Annotated in this window: 10 protein-coding genes and 1 tRNA gene; 7 read left to right on the plus strand and 4 right to left on the minus strand. The window is 70.0% G+C overall.

The window, feature by feature from the left end:
- Positions 1-417 precede the first annotated feature (417 nt).
- Positions 418-2,640, minus strand: a complete 2,223-nt coding sequence (gene psaB, locus L107_RS16085) for a photosystem I core protein PsaB (protein WP_159820446.1) — start codon at positions 2,638-2,640, stop codon at positions 418-420.
- A 20-nt stretch (positions 2,641-2,660) separates the two neighbouring features.
- Entirely contained in the window at positions 2,661-4,964 is a 2,304-nt protein-coding gene (gene psaA, locus L107_RS16090) for a photosystem I core protein PsaA (RefSeq protein WP_106221632.1), read from the minus strand.
- Between the two features lie 423 nt (positions 4,965-5,387).
- Here psaA and L107_RS16095 point away from each other — a divergent pair, with 423 nt between their 5' ends.
- Positions 5,388-6,698 carry a hypothetical protein gene (locus tag L107_RS16095; RefSeq protein WP_236550738.1) on the plus strand — a complete coding sequence of 437 codons (1,311 nt, stop codon included), beginning with the start codon at positions 5,388-5,390 and terminating at the stop codon, positions 6,696-6,698.
- Complete coding sequence (gene cobJ / locus L107_RS16100) at positions 6,695-8,545, plus strand: precorrin-3B C(17)-methyltransferase (protein ID WP_159820448.1); 1,851 nt, start codon at positions 6,695-6,697, stop codon at positions 8,543-8,545. Before L107_RS16095 ends, cobJ begins: the two co-directional genes overlap by 4 nt.
- A gap of 18 nt (positions 8,546-8,563) precedes the next feature.
- Here the strand turns inward: cobJ and L107_RS16105 are convergent.
- Positions 8,564-8,637: transfer RNA gene (locus L107_RS16105), tRNA-Pro, on the minus strand.
- 85 nt (positions 8,638-8,722) lie between these two features.
- On the opposite strand from L107_RS16105, the gene lipA reads away from it, so the two are divergent.
- Positions 8,723-9,625 carry a lipoyl synthase gene (gene lipA, locus L107_RS16110; protein ID WP_159820450.1) on the plus strand — a complete coding sequence of 301 codons (903 nt, stop codon included), beginning with the start codon at positions 8,723-8,725 and terminating at the stop codon, positions 9,623-9,625.
- A gap of 11 nt (positions 9,626-9,636) precedes the next feature.
- Positions 9,637-9,978 carry a hypothetical protein gene (locus L107_RS16115; protein WP_159820452.1) on the plus strand — a complete coding sequence of 114 codons (342 nt, stop codon included), beginning with the start codon at positions 9,637-9,639 and terminating at the stop codon, positions 9,976-9,978.
- Positions 9,979-10,005: 27 nt separating this feature from the next.
- Here the strand turns inward: L107_RS16115 and gltB are convergent, their stop codons facing one another.
- The gene (gene gltB / locus L107_RS16120; protein WP_159820454.1) at positions 10,006-14,610 is read right to left on the minus strand and encodes a glutamate synthase large subunit; all 4,605 of its coding nucleotides are present in this window, start codon (positions 14,608-14,610) and stop codon (positions 10,006-10,008) included.
- Between the two features lie 210 nt (positions 14,611-14,820).
- Here gltB and L107_RS16125 point away from each other — a divergent pair, with 210 nt between their 5' ends.
- From L107_RS16125 to rpsL, 3 genes are all read left to right on the plus strand, one after another.
- Complete coding sequence (locus L107_RS16125) at positions 14,821-16,683, plus strand: phosphodiester glycosidase family protein (RefSeq protein WP_159820456.1); 1,863 nt, start codon at positions 14,821-14,823, stop codon at positions 16,681-16,683.
- 53 nt (positions 16,684-16,736) lie between these two features.
- Positions 16,737-17,072: an AIR synthase gene (locus L107_RS16130; protein ID WP_159820458.1), complete on the plus strand. Its 336-nt coding sequence runs from the start codon at positions 16,737-16,739 to the stop codon at positions 17,070-17,072.
- A gap of 96 nt (positions 17,073-17,168) precedes the next feature.
- A complete protein-coding gene (gene rpsL / locus L107_RS16135) occupies positions 17,169-17,543 on the plus strand; it encodes a 30S ribosomal protein S12 (RefSeq protein WP_015109448.1) in 375 nt (124 codons plus the stop codon).
- The last annotated feature ends 17 nt before the right edge of the window (positions 17,544-17,560 follow it).

Here is a 17,560-nt window from a genome sequence, read left to right on the forward strand (position 1 = left end):
AACAATGGCCCCGGATCCGCCGCCTACGGTATACAGATAACCGCTGGCTGGATTGTAGGCAGAGATTTCAGCGTTGGCCCCAAGATCTGCCAGAGAGATCACTCCGCTCGTCGCCTGGATGAAAGGATCCAGGGCAGAAAAGGTGAGAGCCATTCAAATCAACTGCAGTCAAGTTCAACTTGACAGCAGCACGTTCATGCCAGGTTAAGCCCAGACAAATGTGTGTTGAAGAGATGGGGCAGGGGCCGGTTGGTCACACCCGCCCGTGTCCTGGCCCACGGCTGGTCACGCCGGCTCCGCGTCCCAGTCGGGACCCGCGGGCCAAGGGCATGAAAAAACCCCCGGTGTGACCGGGGGTGCGGAGGTCCCTCGAGATTCGAGAAGGGGAGGCGTTGCAGGGGTTCGGGAGCCGGAGGCTCAGCCGAACTTGCCTGAGGTGGACGCGATCAGGAAGGCGGCGTACGTGAGGATGTAGCCGATCGTGAAGTGGGCGAGACCCACCACACGGGCCTGAACGATCGAGAGAGCGACGGGCTTGTCGCGCCAGCCCACCAGGTTGGCGAGGGGCGTGCGCTGGTGTGCCCAGACGATGGTTTCGATCAGCTCCTGCCAGTAACCCCGCCAGGAGATCAGGAACATGAAGCCGGTGGCCCACACCAGGTGACCGAAGAGGAACATCCAGGCCCAGACGGCCAGGTTGTTGGACCCCATCGGGTTGTACCCGTTGATCAGCTGGGAGCTGTTGAGCCACAGGTAGTCGCGGAACCAGCCCATGAGATAGGTGCTGGATTCGTTGAACTGGGCCACGTTGCCCTGCCAGATGGCGAGGTGCTTCCAGTGCCAGTAGAAGGTGACCCAGCCCACGGTGTTCAGGGCCCAGAAGACCGCCAGGTAGAAGGCGTCCCAGGCCGAGATGTCGCAGGTGCCGCCACGGCCGGGGCCGTCGCAGGGGAAGGAATAGCCGAAGTCCTTCTTGTCGGGCATCAGCTTGGAACCCCGGGCATCCAGGGCACCCTTCACCAGGATCAGGGTGGTGGTGTGCAGACCCAGTGCGATCGCATGGTGCACCAGGAAGTCACCAGGGCCGATCTGCAGGAACAGGGAGTTGTTCCCGGCGTTCACGGCATCCAGCCAGCCCGGCAGCCAGACGGCGCCGTTGTTGGGCCACGCCGTGGTGGCGATGCTGTCGGCGTTGGCGAGCAGGATGTCCATGCCATAGAGGGCCTTGCCACTGGAGGCCTGGACGAACTGGGCGAACACCGGCTCGATCAGGATCTGCTTCTCGGGGGTACCGAAGGCGACCACCACGTCGTTGTGGACGTAGAGACCCAGGGTGTGGAAGCCGAGGAACAGGGAGACCCAGCTCAGGTGGCTGATCAGGGCTTCCTTGTGCTCGAGCATCCGGGCCAGGACGTTGTCCTTGTTGGCTTCCGGGTCGTAGTCACGGATGAAGAAGATCGCACCGTGGGCGAAGGCACCGCACATCAGGAAGATGGCGATGTACTGGTGGTGCGTGTAGAGCGCCGCCTGGGTGGTGTAGTCCTTGGCGATGAACGCATAGGACGGCAGCGCGTACATGTGCTGCGCCACCAGGCTGGTCACGACTCCCAGGGCAGCGAGGGCGAGGCCCAGCTGGAAGTGGAGGGAGTTGTTGACGGTGTCGTAGAGGCCCTTGTGGCCGGCGCCCAGGTCACCGGGGGTGCCCTTGGGGGGGTTGTGGGCGTCGAGGATCTCGCGGATCGAGTGGCCGATACCGAAGTTGGTCCGGTACATGTGGCCGGCGATCACGAAGATGCAGCCGATGGCCAGATGGTGGTGGGCGATGTCCGTGAGCCACAGCGCTTCGGTCTGGGGATGGAAGCCACCCAGGAAGGTGAGGATCGCGGTGCCGGCTCCCTCGGAGGTACCGAACACCTGGTTGGCGGTGTCGGGGTTCTGGGCATAGACGCCCCAGTTGCCGGTGAAGAACGGAGCAAGACCGGCGGGGTGGGGCGAGACCGAGAGGAAGTTGTCCCAGCCGACGTGCTGACCCCGGGATTCGGGGATGGCGACGTGGACCAGGTGACCGGTCCAGGCGATGGAACTGAAGCCGAACAGCACAGCCAGGTGATGGTTGAGCCGGGATTCAGCGTTCTTGAACCAGGCCAGGGACGGCAGGAACTTGGGCTGGAGATGGAGCCAGCCGGCGAACAGGGCCCATGCCGAGAGGATCAGCATGAAGATGGAACCCTGGTAGAGCTCCATGTTGGTCGTCATGCCGATCGTGTACCACCAGTGGTACAGACCGGAATAGGCGATGTTCACCGGAGAGGAGGCACCCGCCTGGGTGAAGGCGTCGATGGCGCCTTGCCCGAAGTGGGGATCCCAGATCGCGTGAGCGATGGGACGGACGTGCAGCGGATCGGCGACCCACTGCTCGAAGTTGCCCTGCCAGGCGATATGGAACAGGTTGCCCGAAACCCAGAGGCCGATGATCGCCAGGTGACCGAAGTGGGTGGAGAACAGCTTTTGGTAAAGCCGCTCCTCCGTCATTCCGTCATGGCTCTCGAAGTCGTGAGCCGTGGCGATGCCGTACCAGATACGGCGGGTTGTCGGGTCCTGTGCCAGACCCTGGCTGAACGAAGGAAATTTCGTTGCCATTGGGAAAGGTCAGGTGGAGGTCAGCCGACCGCGATGAGTCGGGACAGGAAGAAGGCCCAGGTGGTCGCGATACCGCCCAGCAGGTAATGGGCGACACCGACGGCACGGCCTTGGGTGATGGAGAGCGCCCGCGGTTGGATGGCGGGAGCCACCTTCAGCTTGTTGTGAGCCCAGACGATGGACTCGATCAGTTCCTGCCAGTAGCCGCGGCCGCTGAAGAGGAACATGAGGCTGAAGGCCCAGACGAAGTGGGCACCCAGGAACATCAGACCGTAGGCGCTGGAGGACGAGCCGTAGCTGTTCAGCACCTGGGCAGCCTGAGCCCAGAGGAAGTCCCGGAGCCAGCCATTGATGGTGATGGCGCCCTGGGCGAAGTTGCCGTTGGTGATGTGCTGGACGCTGCCGTCGGCATTGACGGTGCCCCACACGTCGCTCTGCATCTTCCAGCTGAAGTGGAAAATGACGATCGACAGGGAGTTGTACATCCAGAACAGGCCGAGGAACACGTGGTCCCAGGCCGACACCTGACAGGTACCGCCACGGCCGGGGCCGTCGCAAGGGAAGCGGAAGCCCAGGTTGGCCTTGTCGGGGACGAGGCGGGAGCTGCGCGCGTAGAGCACACCCTTCAGCAGGATCAGCACGGTGACGTGGATCGTGAAGGCGTGGATGTGGTGGACCATGAAGTCGGCCGTTCCCAGGGGGATCGGCGCGGCGGCCACCTTGCCGCCGACGGCGACGACAGCGCCGTTGAACACTTCACTCACACCGGCCAGCGCATTGGGAGCGGTGGTGCCGGCGGCAGCGGCGTGCAGGCCCTGGATCCATTGCGCGAAGACGGGCTTCAGCTGGATCGCGGTGTCGCTGAACATGTCCTGGGGACGTCCCAGGGCACTCATGGTGTCGTTGTGGATGTAGAGGCCGAAGCTGTGGAAGCCCAGGAAAATGCACACCCAGTTCAGGTGGCTGATCAGGGCATCACGGGCTTTCAGCACCCGATCCAGCACGTTGTCGATGTTCTTGGCGGGGTCGTAGTCGCGGATGAGTGCGATGGCCGCATGGGCACCGGCTCCAACGATCAGGAAGCCGCCGATCCACATGTGGTGGGTGAACAGCGACAGCTGGGTCGGGTAGTCGATACCGATGTAGGGATACGGAGGCATCGCATACATGTGGTGCGCCACGATGATCGTGAGCGAACCGAACAGCGCCAGGTTGAGACCCAGCTGGGCGTGCCAGGAGGTGGTCAGGAATTCATAGAGCCCATCGTGACCTTTGGGCGCGGGGAACAGCAGGGGATCACCCTTCTGACCCTCGAGAATCTCCTTGATGCTGTGACCGATGCCCCAGTTGGTGCGGTACATGTGGCCAGCCACGATGAACAGCACCGCAATCGCCAGATGGTGATGGGCGATGTCGGTCATCCAGAGGCTGCCGGTCACAGGATTCAGACCACCTTTGAAGGTGAGGAAATCGCTGTAGGCGGCCCAGTTGCCGGTGAAGAAAGCGGAGATACCCGCACCGAAGCCAGGGAAGAGCTGGGCCAGCACGTCCTGGTTGATGAACTCGTGGGGGAGCGGGATGTCGGCCACCGACGCGATGGTCTTGCCGTTGAGCACCAGCGGGTTGCCGGCGTCGATGGCATCCATCAACTGGGTGGTGGGCAGGGACACGTGCAGCAGGTGACCTGTCCAGGACAGGGACCCGAGCCCGAGCAGACCGGCCAGATGGTGGTTGAGCATGGACTCAACGTTCTGGAACCACTCCAGCTTCGGCGCTGCCTTGTGGTAGTGGAAAACACCGGCGTTGAGCATCAGGCCGGCCATCACCAGGGCACCGATGGCGGTGCAGAGGAGCTGGAACTCGTTGGTGAATCCCCAGGCTCTCCACACATGGAAGAGGCCGGAGGTGATCTGGATGCCGTGGAAGCCGGCACCCACATCGCCATTGAGAATTTCCTGACCGAAGATCGGCCAGACCACCTGGGCACTGGGTTTGACGTGCAGGGGGTCGGCCAGCCAGCCGGTGTAGTTGGAGAAGCGGGCTCCGTGGTAGAAGGCGCCGCTCAGCCAGATGAAGATGACGGCCAGATGGCCGAAGTGAGCGCTGAAGATCTTCCGGGAGACCTCTTCAAGATCGCTCGTGTGGCTGTCGAAATCGTGAGCGTTGGCGTGGAGGTTCCAAATCCAGGTGGTGGTTTTGGGACCTTTGGCGAGGGTGCGATCGAAGTGCCCGGGCTTGCCGAGAACATCGAAGTCGACGGGAACGGGGTTCCGGTCAACCATGTCCTTCGCCGTTTTCCCACGCTCTGGTGGGCTGATGGTCATCGAGACGTTCCTCGAGGGACGGGGTCGAGGTGGAGGTCCACCCCTTCGACGGACGCCGGGGACAGGTCATGCGACCGTCCCGGCCCCATCGGTGGGCCCCATGGCCGGGAAGCCCCGACCATGGGCACCAGTCGCGGTGGGGGAGAAATCCCTTGCAGCGACTGGGGCTTTGGGCCCCGAAAGGGGACCGCTGGCGGAAGTATAGGGGTCGAAAACAAGGCGATTCGGTCGCCAGTTACAAAGGTTTAATCCCAGCGGTTCCAAGGCTGCGACTGAGGTCTGGCGACATGTTGTCAACAACGTAACAATCGAGAAAACAACGGGGTTTCTATAACCCCTTGCTGCATTTTGCAGCGATTTCAACAGTCGATCAGCCCGCCCCGGCCCCCGACGCAGAATGGCGCCACGAACGACGGAGAGCGCGTGGGCGACAGGGAAGTGGGGCGGGGCGCCGCGGAACGGGCGGTCCGTAGGTACTTCTGCCGAGCCGGCCTGATCGCGGCCGTCCTGCTGCTGGTGCTCACCCTGGCGCCGTCCGCCGCCCTCGCCTTCTCCCTGCCGGGCCGACGATCTCCCGCCGCGCCCCCGGCCAGCCCGGCCATGGGACGCTCCAGCCAGCAGGAGGTGGCCCCACCCCTGGCGGTGCAGCAGCTGCAGGAGGCCCTCGAGGCGCGGCGCCCCCGGGTGGAGATCGTCTCCCCCGCCGACGGCGCCCTGGTGCCGGCGGGTCCCTGGACCCTGCAGCTGCGGGTGGAGGACTGGCCCCTGGTGGATGCGGGCCCCCTCGGTCTCGGCCCCCACCTGGTGGTGCAGCTGGATGGGGACGCGCCCCTGCCGCTGACGGCCACCACCACCACGATGCGGCCCCTGGAACCCGGCAGCCATCGCTTGACCGTCTATGCCGCCAGGCCCTGGGGTGAGGCGGTGAAGAGCCCCGGGGCCCAGCGCCAGATCCGGCTGCACAGGGTGGCGGCCAATCCCCTCGGCCTGCCCGCCCCGGGCAGCCCGCAGCTGATCGCCGTCAGTCCCCGGGGCACGGCGGCCGGCACCCCGCTGCTGCTCGACTGGCTGCTGCTGGAGGTCCCCCTGCAGAACCTGCGCAGCGGTGATGCCAGCTGGCGGCTGCGGGTCGGCATCAACGGCGACAGCTTCCTGGTGGATCGCCAGGCGCCCCTCTGGCTCGAGGGCTGGCGCCCGGGCAGCAATGCGGTCCAGCTCGACCTGCTCGACGGGCTGGGCGAGCCGCTCAACCCTCCCTTCAACAGCCTGGTGGGTGAGGTGATCCTCGAGCCCGGCGGCGAGGCGCCCCGCTGGCAGCAGGGGCGTCTGACCCCCTCGGAGCTGGCGATCCTGCTGGGTGAGGCTCCGCCGCCGCCGGCTGCGGAGCCCGAGCAGGCGGCCGAAGCCGACGCGCCCCCTGTTCCGGAGGCCACGGTGATGGCGGAGCCGCCACCGCCGCAGGAGACGGAGCAGCCGCAGATGGCGGAGCCCCAGGTGGTGGAGCCCGAGCCGGAGCCGCAGCTGGTGGGGCCGGCGGGGGCAGCGGACGCCGCAGACCCGGAGAGCGACCCGGACATCCCCGACCGGACGGAGGAGCCGGCCCCGCAGGGGAGCCCGGTGGCGGCCGGCGATGCAGCCGATGGCATCCCGGCGGATGGCAGCGCGGACGCCGCCGCCCAGGACCCCGCAGGCAGCCAGGGGCAGGTCCCCCTCGACGGGGGGGTGGCCCCTTGAGCGACCCGACACGGCGACACATCGGCCTCGGCTTCAGTCCCACGGCCACCCCGGTGCTGCAGCGGCTGCGCCAGGCCGGCCTGCTCCACGTGGTGCGGGAGGCGGAGGAGGAGGCGACCTCCGGCCCGTGGCTGGCGCGGCAGTGGGGGACGGCCGACGCAGTGGTGGCCGTGGGGGCCTGTGGGCTGGTGACCCGGCTGATCGCCCCCCTGATCAGCGACAAACAAAGCGATCCCGCCGTGCTGGTGGTGGACCCGCGGGGTCGCTTCGTGGTGCCCCTGCTGGGGGGCCACGGCGCCGGGGGCGAGCGGCTCGCCGAGGAGATCGCCGCCCTGTTGGGTGGCCAGGCCGTGCTCACCGGTGCCGGCGCCTCCCTGGGCCGACTGCCCCTGGATGCCTTCGGCCAGGCCTGGGGCTGGCGCCGCGGCACCGGGGACTGGAGGGGGCTGATGGTGCAGGCGGCCGGCGGTGGCCGCCCCGTGCTGCGCCAGGAGGCGGGCACGACGCTGTGGCAGGGGCTGGAGGCCGCCGGCACCGGCAAGAACGAGAGCGGTGAGGGCGACAGCCACGACGGGGACCGCAGCCAGACCGACCCCGAGGCGGCCCTGGTGATCGGGCCCCGCAGCGGCGCCGGCTGCCGCTGGCATCCCCCCAGCCTCTGGCTGGGCCTCGGCTGCGAGCGGGACACGAGCCTGCCGGTGCTGGAGCGGCTGGTGGCGGAAGGCCTGGCGCAGCAGGGTCTGGCCCCGGAGGCCGTGGCCGGCGTGGCCAGCATCGACCGCAAGGGGGATGAACCCGCCCTGCTGGCCCTGGCGGAGCAGCACGGCTGGCCCCTGCGTCTCTACGACGCCCCCACCCTGGCGGCGGTCGCCGTGCCCCATCCCTCGGAGGCCGTGGCCCGGGAGATGGGCACGCCCAGCGTGGCCGAGGCCGCCGCCCTGCAGGCGGCAGGGGAGGCGGGCCGGCCGCTGACCGACCCGGCGGGGACGGCGCCCCGCCTGCTGCTGGAGAAGCGGATCGGCCGCGCCGCCAGCGGAGAGCGGGGGGCCGCCACCCTGGCGGTGGCCCTGGCCGATCGCCAGTGGGCCCCGCAGCGGGGCAGCCTGCATCTGGTGGGCAGCGGTCCGGGCCCGATCGACCTGCTCAGCGGCGATGCCCGCCGGGCCCTGGCGGCGACAACGGTGTGGGTGGGCTACGGGCTCTATCTCGACCTGCTGGAACCCCTGCGGCGCCCCGACCAGCTGCGCCGCGAGGGCCGTCTGACGGAGGAGCGGGCCCGCTGCGCCGAGGCCCTCGATCTGGCCCGCCAGGGCCTCGACGTGGCCCTGATCTCCTCCGGGGACAGCGGCATCTACGGCATGGCGGGGCTGGCGCTGGAGCTCTGGCTGCAGCTGCCGGTCCTCGACCGTCCGGCCTTCACGGTGCACCCCGGGCTCTCGGCCCTGCAACTGGCCGCCGCCCGGGCCGGAGCCCCGCTCATGCACGACTTCTGCACCATCAGCCTCAGCGACCGCCTCACCCCCTGGGAGGTGATCGAACGGCGGCTGAAGGGTGCCGCCAGCGGCGACTTCGTCGTGGCCCTCTACAACCCCCGCTCCCTCGGCAGGCCGTGGCAGCTGGGCCGGGCCATCGAACTGCTCGGCGAAGGCCGGCCGGCCAGCACGCCGGTGCTGCTGGCCCGCCAGCTGGGGCGCGCCGAAGAGGCGCTCAGCCTCCACACCCTGGGCACCCTGCCCGAGGACCGGGTGGACATGCTGACCCTGGTGCTGGTGGGGAACCGTTCCACCCGGGTCCAGGACGGCCGCATGGTCACCCCGCGCGGCTATCCGGGGGCAGCCCTGGCCTGAGGACCGGGAGAAAAAGAATCGGGATGACAGGATTCGAACCTGCGGCCCCTTCGTCCCGAACGAAGTGCGCTACCAAGCTGCGCCACATCCCGATGGCCAGACTTTAGGGGATGGGCTGCAGCCGGCCGGTGCCCCGGGCGTCCGGAGTGTCCTGCCTACAGTCCGCACAGCCCCGCGATGCCCGTGACCGTCAGCGACCCCCGGCCCGCCCCCGCCAAGCCCCCCTGGTTGCGGGTCAAGGCGCCGCAGCGGGAGCGGATCGGCGCGGTGGCGGATCTGCTGGTCGACCTCAGGCTCAACACGGTCTGCCAGGAGGCCAGCTGCCCGAACATCGGCGAGTGCTTCGCCGGCGGCACCGCCACCTTCCTGATCATGGGGCCGGGCTGCACCCGGGCCTGCCCCTACTGCGACATCGACTTCGACCGCAGCGTTCGTGCGCTGGACCCCACCGAACCCGAGCGGCTGGGGGAAGCGGTGCGGCGCCTGGGACTGAGCCATGTGGTGATCACCTCGGTCAACCGGGACGACCTGGCCGACGGCGGCGCCAGCCAGTTCGTGGCCTGCATCGAGGCGGTGCGGCGCACGTCCCCCCTCACCACGATCGAGATCCTGCTGCCCGATCTGTGCGGCGCCTGGGACGCCCTGGCGGCGGTGATGGCGGCGGCGCCGGAGGTGCTCAACCACAACATCGAGACCGTGCCCCGGCTCTACCGGCAGGTGCGGCCCCAGGGGGTCTACGAACGCTCGCTGGAGCTGCTGCGCCGGGTGCGGGAGGGCTGGCCGCGCACCTACACCAAATCAGGGCTGATGGTGGGTCTGGGCGAAAGCGACGACGAGGTCCGCGCCGTGATGGCCGATCTGCGCGCCCACGCCGTCGACATCGTCACCATCGGCCAGTATCTCTCACCCGGCCCGAAACATCTGCCGGTGCAGCGCTTCCCATCGCCGGAGGTGTTCGACGGCTTCCGCCGTCACGGGGAAGGCGACCTGGGCTTCCTCCAGGTGGTGAGCAGTCCGCTCACCCGCAGCAGTTACCACGCCGGCGAGGTGCGCCGTCTGATGCGGGAGCACCCCCGCTGAACGACCCTGCCATGAGCAAACTCGCCTCCGTCGGCCTCCTGCTGGCCCTGCTCGCCCCGGCGGAGCCGGCCCTGGCCGTGCCCCACCTGTACACGGATGTGGTGCTGGGGGTGGACAACCTCATGGCCTGCGTGGAGAACGCCAGGACCGTGGCCAGCAAGAACGGCTTCACCGTCGACGTGCAGGTGACCGGCACCGGCAAGAACCGCTCTCTATACGCCGACCACGCCAGCCTGCCCATGGCCCTGTCGATCAGCTGCAGCAGCCAGCTGGGTGCCGTGTCGATCGCCGTGGCCGGCATGAACAACGACGACACCTTCGCCGCCTTCCAGAAGGTCTACGACGACTTCTGAGCCTGGCCCGCTGAACCGCAGCCCTGATCAGGCCGCCACGACTTCCCGTTCCGCCAGACCCACCGTGGCCTTCTCGCTGGGGGGGACCAGCACCCGGAAGCGGGCCCTCCAGGTGGGCCAGTCCGCCAGGATCGCCGCCGCCCTGGCGCTGCCGGTGGCCTGCAGGTGGGCCTCCAGCAGGGGCAGCAGCAGCCCCTCCTGTTCGGGGGTGGTGAGGGGCACCAGAGCCACCGACTCGGGGTTGAGGCGGGCCGCCAGACCTCCGGTCTCGTCGAGCAGGAAGGCCACACCGCCCGTCATGCCGGCAGCCACGTTGCGGCCGGTGCTGCCCAGCACCACCACCACGCCGCCGGTCATGTACTCGCAGCAGTGGTCACCGACGCCCTCCACCACGGTGCGGGCGCCGCTGTTGCGCACGGCGAAGCGCTCGCCGGCCCGGCCGAGGGCGAACAGCTCCCCGCCCGTGGCGCCGTAGAGACAGGTGTTGCCGAGGATCACCTGGGCGCCGGGGTCACGGACGGCGGCCGGCGGCACCACGGTGATGCGGCCGCCGTTGAGCCCCTTGCCCACGTAGTCGTTGGCCTCGCCCACCAGGCGCAGGTCCATGCCCTGGAGCACGAAGGCGCCGAAGCTCTGACCCGCGGCCCCGTGGAAGCTGAGGGAGAGCCCCCCCTGGAAGCCGGTGTTGCCATGCAGGGCGGCGATCTCGCCGGACAGCCGGGCCCCCACGCTGCGGTCGGTGTTGACGATCGTCAGCTGGCGCACGACATGGCCGTGGGCGTCGATCGCGGCGCGCACCTCCGGGTCGGCGAGCAGGGCGTCCTCCAGCACGGGGCCGTTGCCGTGGGCCTCATCGTCGTGCCGCAGCCAGCCGCGGTCGGCGGCGGCGGGGATGGGATCAAGCAGGCAGGAGAGATCGAGGGCGTTGGTCTTGGTGAGGCGGATGGCACGGGGCGCCAGCAGATCGGTGCGGCCGATGAGGTCCTCGAGGCGGGCCACCCCCAGCACGCTCAGCAGCTGGCGCACCTCCTCGGCCACGAAGACAAAGAAATTGACGACGTGCTCGGGCAGGCCGGTGAAGCGCTTGCGCAGGGCCTCCTTCTGGGTGGCGACCCCCACCGGGCAGTTGTTGGTGTGGCAGACGCGGGCCATGATGCACCCCTCGGCGATCATGGCCACCGAGCCGAAGCCGAACTCCTCGGCCCCCAGCAGGGCGGCGATCAGCACGTCCCAGCCGCTCTTGAGGCCGCCGTCGGCCCGCAGCAGCACCCGGTCCCGCAGGCCGTTCTCCAGCAGGCTCCGGTGCACCTCGGTGAGCCCCAGCTCCCAGGGGCTGCCGGCGTGCTTGATCGAGCTCAGCGGCGAAGCGCCGGTGCCGCCGTCGTGGCCGGAGATCTGGATCACATCCGCGTTGGCCTTGGCCACACCGGCGGCGATGGTGCCGATGCCGATCTCGGCCACCAGCTTCACCGAGACCCGGGCGGCGGGGTTCACCTGGTGCAGGTCGTGGATCAGCTGGGCCAGATCCTCGATCGAATAGATGTCGTGGTGGGGCGGCGGTGAGATCAGCGGCACGCCCGCCTTGCTGTTGCGCAGCCAGGCGATGTAGGCGTCCACCTTGGGGCCGGGCAGCTGGCCGCCTTCCCCGGGCTTGGCGCCCTGGGCCACCTTGATCTCCAGCTGGCGGCCGCTGCGCAGGTAGGCCGGGGTGACGCCGAAGCGGCCCGAGGCGATCTGCTTGATGGCGGAACAGGCGCTGTCGCCGTTGCGGAGTCCGCGCAGGGTGGGAAGCGTGGGGGAATGGCCCTCGCCGTCGACGTCGTGGAGGGGGTGGTACCGGGCGGGATCCTCACCGCCCTCGCCGCAGTTGCTCTTGCCGCCGATGCGGTTCATCGCCACCGCAAGCACCTCGTGGGCCTCCCGGGAGAGGGCCCCCAGGCTCATGCCGCCGGTGCAGAAGCGGCTGCAGATGCTCTCGACGCTCTCCACCTGCTCGATCGGCAGGGGCGTCGGGGCCGGACGCAGCTCCAGCAGATCCCGCAGCGCCGTGACCGGACGGTTCTCCAGCAGGGTGCGGTAGGTGGAGAAGTGGTCGTAGCCGGGGCCCGCCGCGACGGCGGCGTGCAGGGCCTTGGACATCTCCGGGTTGTTGAGGTGGAACTCGCCGCCGGTGCGGTACTGCACGAAGCCCATGAACTCCAGCTTGGTGCGGTTGAGCTCCGGGTAGGCCTTGGTGTGGAACGCCAGGGTTTCGCTGGCCAGGTCCTGCAGGCTGAGCCCGGCCACCCGGCTGGTGGTGCCGGTGAAGGCCCGATCGATCAGATCGGCGCCGATGCCGATGGCTTCGAAGATCTGGGCGCCGTGGTAGCTGGCGAGCAGGGAGATGCCGATCTTGGAGAGGATCTTGCGCAGCCCCTCCTCCAGGGCCTTGCGCACGTTGGCCTGGGCCGTGTTGGCGTCGAGTCGGGGGAGCTTGCCCCGCTCGATCATCGACTGGGTGCGGGGATGGACCAGCCAGTGGCGGGTGGTCTCCCAGGTGAGCCACGGGCAGACCGCGCTGGCGCCGTAGCCGATCAGGCAGGCGAGGTGGTGGGTACTCCAGCACTGGGCGGTGTCGACCACGAGGGAGCACTGCAGACGCAGGCCGAGCCGCAGCAGGTGGTGATGCACGGCCCCCACCCCCAGCAGGGGGGGGATGGCCATGGTGCCGGCACTGATGCCGCCGCCGGTGCGGTCGGAGAGCACCAGGATCTGGGAGCCGCTGCGCACGGCCGCCTCCGCCTCGAAGCAGAGCCGATGCAGGGCCTGCTCCAGCCCCTCGGGCCCGCTGGCCACGGTCAGAAGCGTGGAGAGGGTGGTGACGCCGAGACCGTGGGAACCGAGATCCTCCAGTTCGGCCTCGTTGAGCACCGGAGTGGTGAGGTGCAGCACGGCGGCGCCGGAGGCATCGGGCCGCAGGGCCGAACCGCGCCGGCCCAGGTGCATCTCCAGGCTCATGACCAGCTTTTCGCGCAGCGGGTCGATCGGGGGGTTGGTGACCTGGGCGAAGCGCTGCTTGAAGTAGTCGTAGAGGAGGTGGGGCTTGGAGGAGAGCACCGCCAGGGGGATGTCGTCGCCCATGCAGTAGGTGGGCTCCTTGCCCTGGCCGGCCATGTCCTCGATCACCAGATCGAGGTCCTCGGCGGTGAAGCCGAAGGCGGTCTGCTGCTGGAGGAGTTCCAGTTCGCCGAGGGTGCGCTCCTGCTCCCAGGCGCCGGGGGAGAGGCTGCGGCGATGGTCGAGCAACCAGCCGGCATAGGGGAGACGGGCCGCCGTCTCCTCCTTCACATCCCAGTTGCGCAGCAGCCGGTGCTGCTCCAGGTCGACGGCCAGCATCTGGCCGGGGCCGAGGCGCCCCTTCTCGATGATCCGGGACTCCTCCAGTTCCACCACGCCCGTTTCCGAGCCCATCACCACGTAGCCGTCGCTGGTGATGCAGTAGCGGGCCGGCCGCAGGCCGTTGCGGTCGAGGGTGGCCCCCACCATGCGGCCATCGCTGAAGACCAGCAGGGCGGGGCCGTCCCAGGGCTCCTGCAGGCAGGCGCTGTATTCGTAGAAGGCCTTGATGGCGGGCCGTTCGTCCAGTTCGGGCTGGTCGCGGAAGGCTTCCGGCACCAGGGTGAGCAGGCTGTCGGTGATCGGCCGGCCGCTGCGCACCATCAGCTCGAGGGTGGCGTCGAGGTTCGCCGAATCGCTGAAGGCGGCGTTGACCAGGGGCCGCAGGTCGCGGGCGGCATCCCCCCAGACGGCCTCGAGATGGGATTCGGCGGCCCGGGCCCAGTTGATGTTGCCCAGCAGGGTGTTGATCTCGCCGTTGTGGCCCAGCAGGCGCATCGGCTGGGCCAGGGGCCAGCGGGGCAGGGTGTTGGTGCTGAAGCGGCGGTGGTACACCGCGAAGGCGACGCTGAAGCGCTCGTCCCGGAGGTCGGCGTAGAAGGCGTCGAGCACCTCCGAGCGCACCATGCCCTTGTAGACGACGGTGCGGGCGCTGATCGAAGCGAAGTAGAGATCGGTGGTGTCGGCCCCCCACACCTCCCGCACCCGGTCGACGGCGCGGCGCCGCAGGCGGAACAGCAGGGATTCGAGGGCGTCGACGTCGGCCATGACGCCGGGCACCGCATCGGGGGCGGCCAGCAGCCACTGCTCGATGGCCGGGGCGTTCTCCCGCGCCAGGGGACCGAGCACCTCGGGAACCACCGGCACCTCCCGCCAGCCCAGGCTGAGCAGCCCGAGGCGCTCGGCCTCCTCATCGCAGATCCGCCGGGCCTGGTCGCGGCGCTCGGGGTCCGACGGCAGGAACAGCATCCCCAGCCCCCGCACGACCGCCGTGGAGGCGGCGGCCGCCGGCCAGACAGCCTCCAGGTAGCTCCAGGGGATCGCGGTCAGCAGGCCGGCCCCGTCGCCGGAGTCGCCGTCACCGCCGCAGCCGCCCCGGTGCTCCATGCAGCGGAGGCCCCGCAGGGCCTGCTGGAGCACCCAGTGGCTGGGAACCCCCTCGAGGTGGGCCAGGAAACCCACCCCACAGGCATCCGTCTCGCCAGGGCCTGGGGTGGAGCTGTCGCGGTGGGGCCAGACGGGGACGGAGGAGGACATAGGCCAGGTTGGGGCTGCTGAGACGGAGCTGGAACGGGCTTGGAGGGATCAAGCCTAAGGACGCCGGCAGGGGGGACCTGCCGAGGAGCTGCCGTGTCACCCGTGCAGCAGCCGTGTCCGCAACGACAGGGCGAGCCATCGATCCTAGGCAGCCGCCCCCACCCGGGAGCGGTGGGACTAACTTTTTGCCTCAGGAGCAGGACGTCATCGATGGCCAGGACTCTGCCGATCACCCTGGCCCTGCTGGTCCTGATCGGAGCTCCCCCGGTCACCAGGGCAGCCCCGCCGCCGATCCCCCCGGCCCTGCCGGAGCTGCCGGCGCCGCGCGCCAGCCGGCCCGGGGCCATGCGGGGGGCCCCCGCTGCGGAGGTCGGCGGCACCGGGCTGACGCTCAACGGCCGCAGCCAGCAGGCCGCCTGGCGCTGGAGCGGCGAGGACCCGCGCCGGCCGGAGGCCCTGTGGCTGCCGCTCGAGGTGCTCGAAGGCCAGCTGGGCTTCAGCAGCCGCTCCAGGCCCGATGGCGCCCTGGCGCTGGAGTGGTTCGGCCGGGAGCTGGTGGTGCCCCCGGCGCAGCAGCGGTCCCTGGCGGATGAGGTGGCCGTCGACGTGGCGGGCCTCCTTCTGGACATGGGCGTGACGGTGGAGCGCCGCGGCGAGCGGCTGGAGCTGCGTCTGCCGGCGCCGCGGCTGCTCCAGGTGCGCAGTTCGGAGCAGGCCGGCGTCCGCCGGGTGGTGCTGGACCTCGACGGACCCACCCTGGTGCGCAGCAGCGAGGGGAGCCTGCAGCTGGCCCTGCTCAGCCGGCCCGACCAGCTGGCCCAGCTCACCGCGCGGGGCCTGCGCAGCGGGGCCGTCGGGGCGGACCTGACCCTGGCGGTGCCGGGCGGCGCCGCCCCGCTGCGCACCTTCACCCTGGGGGGTCCGGCCCGGGTGGTGATCGATCTGCCCCAGGGGGCCGGCAGCGTCGGCACGGCGCCGGAGGCGCCGGAGGCGCCGGCCCCGATCGATCCGCGGCTGCTGGCGATGCTGGGCTCCCAGCTGCGCTGGGACCAGCAGGTGCGCAGCGTGGGCGGCACCCGGGTCCTGGTCAACGCCGTCCGCGTCGATCCCCGCAGCGGTCCCCTGGAGCTGCGCACCCTCAGCCGCCCCGACGGCATGGCCGGGCTCAGCTCCCTGACGGCCCTGGCCCAGCGCCAGGACGCCCTGGTGGCGATCAACGGCGGCTTCTTCAACCGGGTGCGCCGGCTTCCCCTCGGCGCCCTGCGGGACCAGGGCCGCTGGCTGTCCGGGCCGATCCTCAACCGCGGCGTGGTGGGCTGGGAGCCCCGCAGCCTGCCCCGCTTCGGCCGCCTGCGCCTGGAGGAATGGATCAGCGACGACCGGGGCCAGCGCCTGCCGCTGCTGACCGTGAACAGCGGCCTGGCCCAGCGGGGCCTGAGCCGCTACACGGCCGAGTGGGGTCGGCTGTACCAGGCCCTGACCGGCTCCGAAACGGGTCTGCTGCTGAGCGGCGGCCAGGTGCAGCGCCGGATCGGCAGCGCCGAACTGGCGGCGGGGCTGCCGCTGCGGCCGGAGGAGACCCTGGTGGTCGCCCGGGGCGGGGCCGACCTGCCCTGGAGCGAAGGGGATCGGCTGCGGATCGAGAGCCGGCCCAGCGATCCGGTGGGCAACGCCTCCTCCGTGATGGGGGGCGGACCGCTGCTGCTCCAGAACGGCCGCATCGTGCTCAACGGCGCCGCCGAAGGCTTCGGGGCCGCCTTCCTGGGCCAGGGGGCCCCCCGCACCGTGGTGGGCAGCGACGGCACCCTGCTGTGGCTGGTGACCCTGGAGGGGGCCGGTGGGGGCGCCGGGCCCACCCTTGCCGAGACCGCCTGGCTGCTGCAGCAGATGGGGCTGGTGGACGCCCTCAACCTCGACGGGGGCAGTTCCACCGGCCTGGTGATGGGCGGCAGCCACCGGGTCAAGGGGCGCGGCGTGGCCGGCTCGGTCCACAACGGCCTGGGCCTGGTGCCCATCGGGGGAGGCGAAGCGGCCACCAGCCTGGGGCCGGCCGGCCGGCTGCTGGGCGACTGATTCCCGGGACGGAACGGAACCACTGGCAGACTGGTCCGATTCGTTTCCTTGCCGTGCCCAGGGGCCACAGCCTCCGTCTCACCGCCGCCGCCGCCGCCGAGCTCTGCCGGCAGGCAGCCGTGGCGGGCACCCCCGGGCTGATGCACCTGGAGCTGCTGGAGGGTGCCTGCGAGGCCTGGGCCATCCGCCTGCGCCCGGGCCACCTCTCCGGCATCCCCGTGGCCCGGGCCGACGGCATCACCCTCTATTCCCCCGGAGACCAGCTGCCCCTGCTTCAGGGACTGCAGCTCGATTACCGGGGGGACCTCAGCGGCGGGGGGTTCCTGGTGCGCTCCGGTCCGGGGGTGCGCAGCTGCGCCTGCGGGGCCGCCTTCAGCCGTGAGAACTGAGCGGGACGACGACGAAGTAAGGTGTCGGATTGTCGATACGGTCGGACGTCCGACCTGTCCACCCAGAAGTCCCCACCGAGCAGCACCCGGCCCTCGATGCCCACTATTCAGCAGCTGATCCGCACCGAGCGGCAGCGTCTCACCCGCAAGACGAAGTCGCCCGCCCTGCGCGCCTGCCCCGAACGGCGTGGCGTCTGCACCCGGGTGTACACCTCCACCCCGAAGAAGCCCAACTCGGCGCTGAGGAAGGTGGCCCGCGTGCGCCTGACCTCCGGCTTCGAGGTGACGGCCTACATCCCCGGCATCGGCCACAACCTCCAGGAGCACTCGGTGGTTCTGATCCGCGGCGGCCGCGTCAAGGATCTGCCCGGTGTCCGCTATCACATCATCCGCGGCACCCTCGACACCTCCGGGGTCAAGGACCGGCGCCAGTCCCGCTCCAAGTACGGCGCCAAGACACCGAAGGCCTGAGCCTTCGCGCCCCCGGC

It is taken from the genome of Cyanobium sp. Copco_Reservoir_LC18 (assembly GCF_009834675.1).
In the GTDB taxonomy this organism is placed as follows: Bacteria; Cyanobacteriota; Cyanobacteriia; order PCC-6307; family Cyanobiaceae; genus Cyanobium; species Cyanobium minutissimum.

Bases quoted from the DNA above. Each gene is read 5' to 3' on its own strand.
- L107_RS16115 (WP_159820452.1), top strand. From the start codon at position 9,637: ATGAGCAAACTCGCCTCCGTCGGCCTCCTGCTGGCCCTGCTCGCCCCG.
- psaA (WP_106221632.1), bottom strand. From the start codon at position 4,964: ATGACCATCAGCCCACCAGAGCGTGGGAAAACGGCGAAGGACATGGTT.
- rpsL (WP_015109448.1), top strand. From the start codon at position 17,169: ATGCCCACTATTCAGCAGCTGATCCGCACCGAGCGGCAGCGTCTCACC.
- psaB (WP_159820446.1), bottom strand. From the start codon at position 2,640: ATGGCAACGAAATTTCCTTCGTTCAGCCAGGGTCTGGCACAGGACCCG.
- L107_RS16125 (WP_159820456.1), top strand. From the start codon at position 14,821: ATGGCCAGGACTCTGCCGATCACCCTGGCCCTGCTGGTCCTGATCGGA.
- lipA (WP_159820450.1), top strand. From the start codon at position 8,723: ATGCCCGTGACCGTCAGCGACCCCCGGCCCGCCCCCGCCAAGCCCCCC.
- gltB (WP_159820454.1), bottom strand. From the start codon at position 14,610: ATGTCCTCCTCCGTCCCCGTCTGGCCCCACCGCGACAGCTCCACCCCA.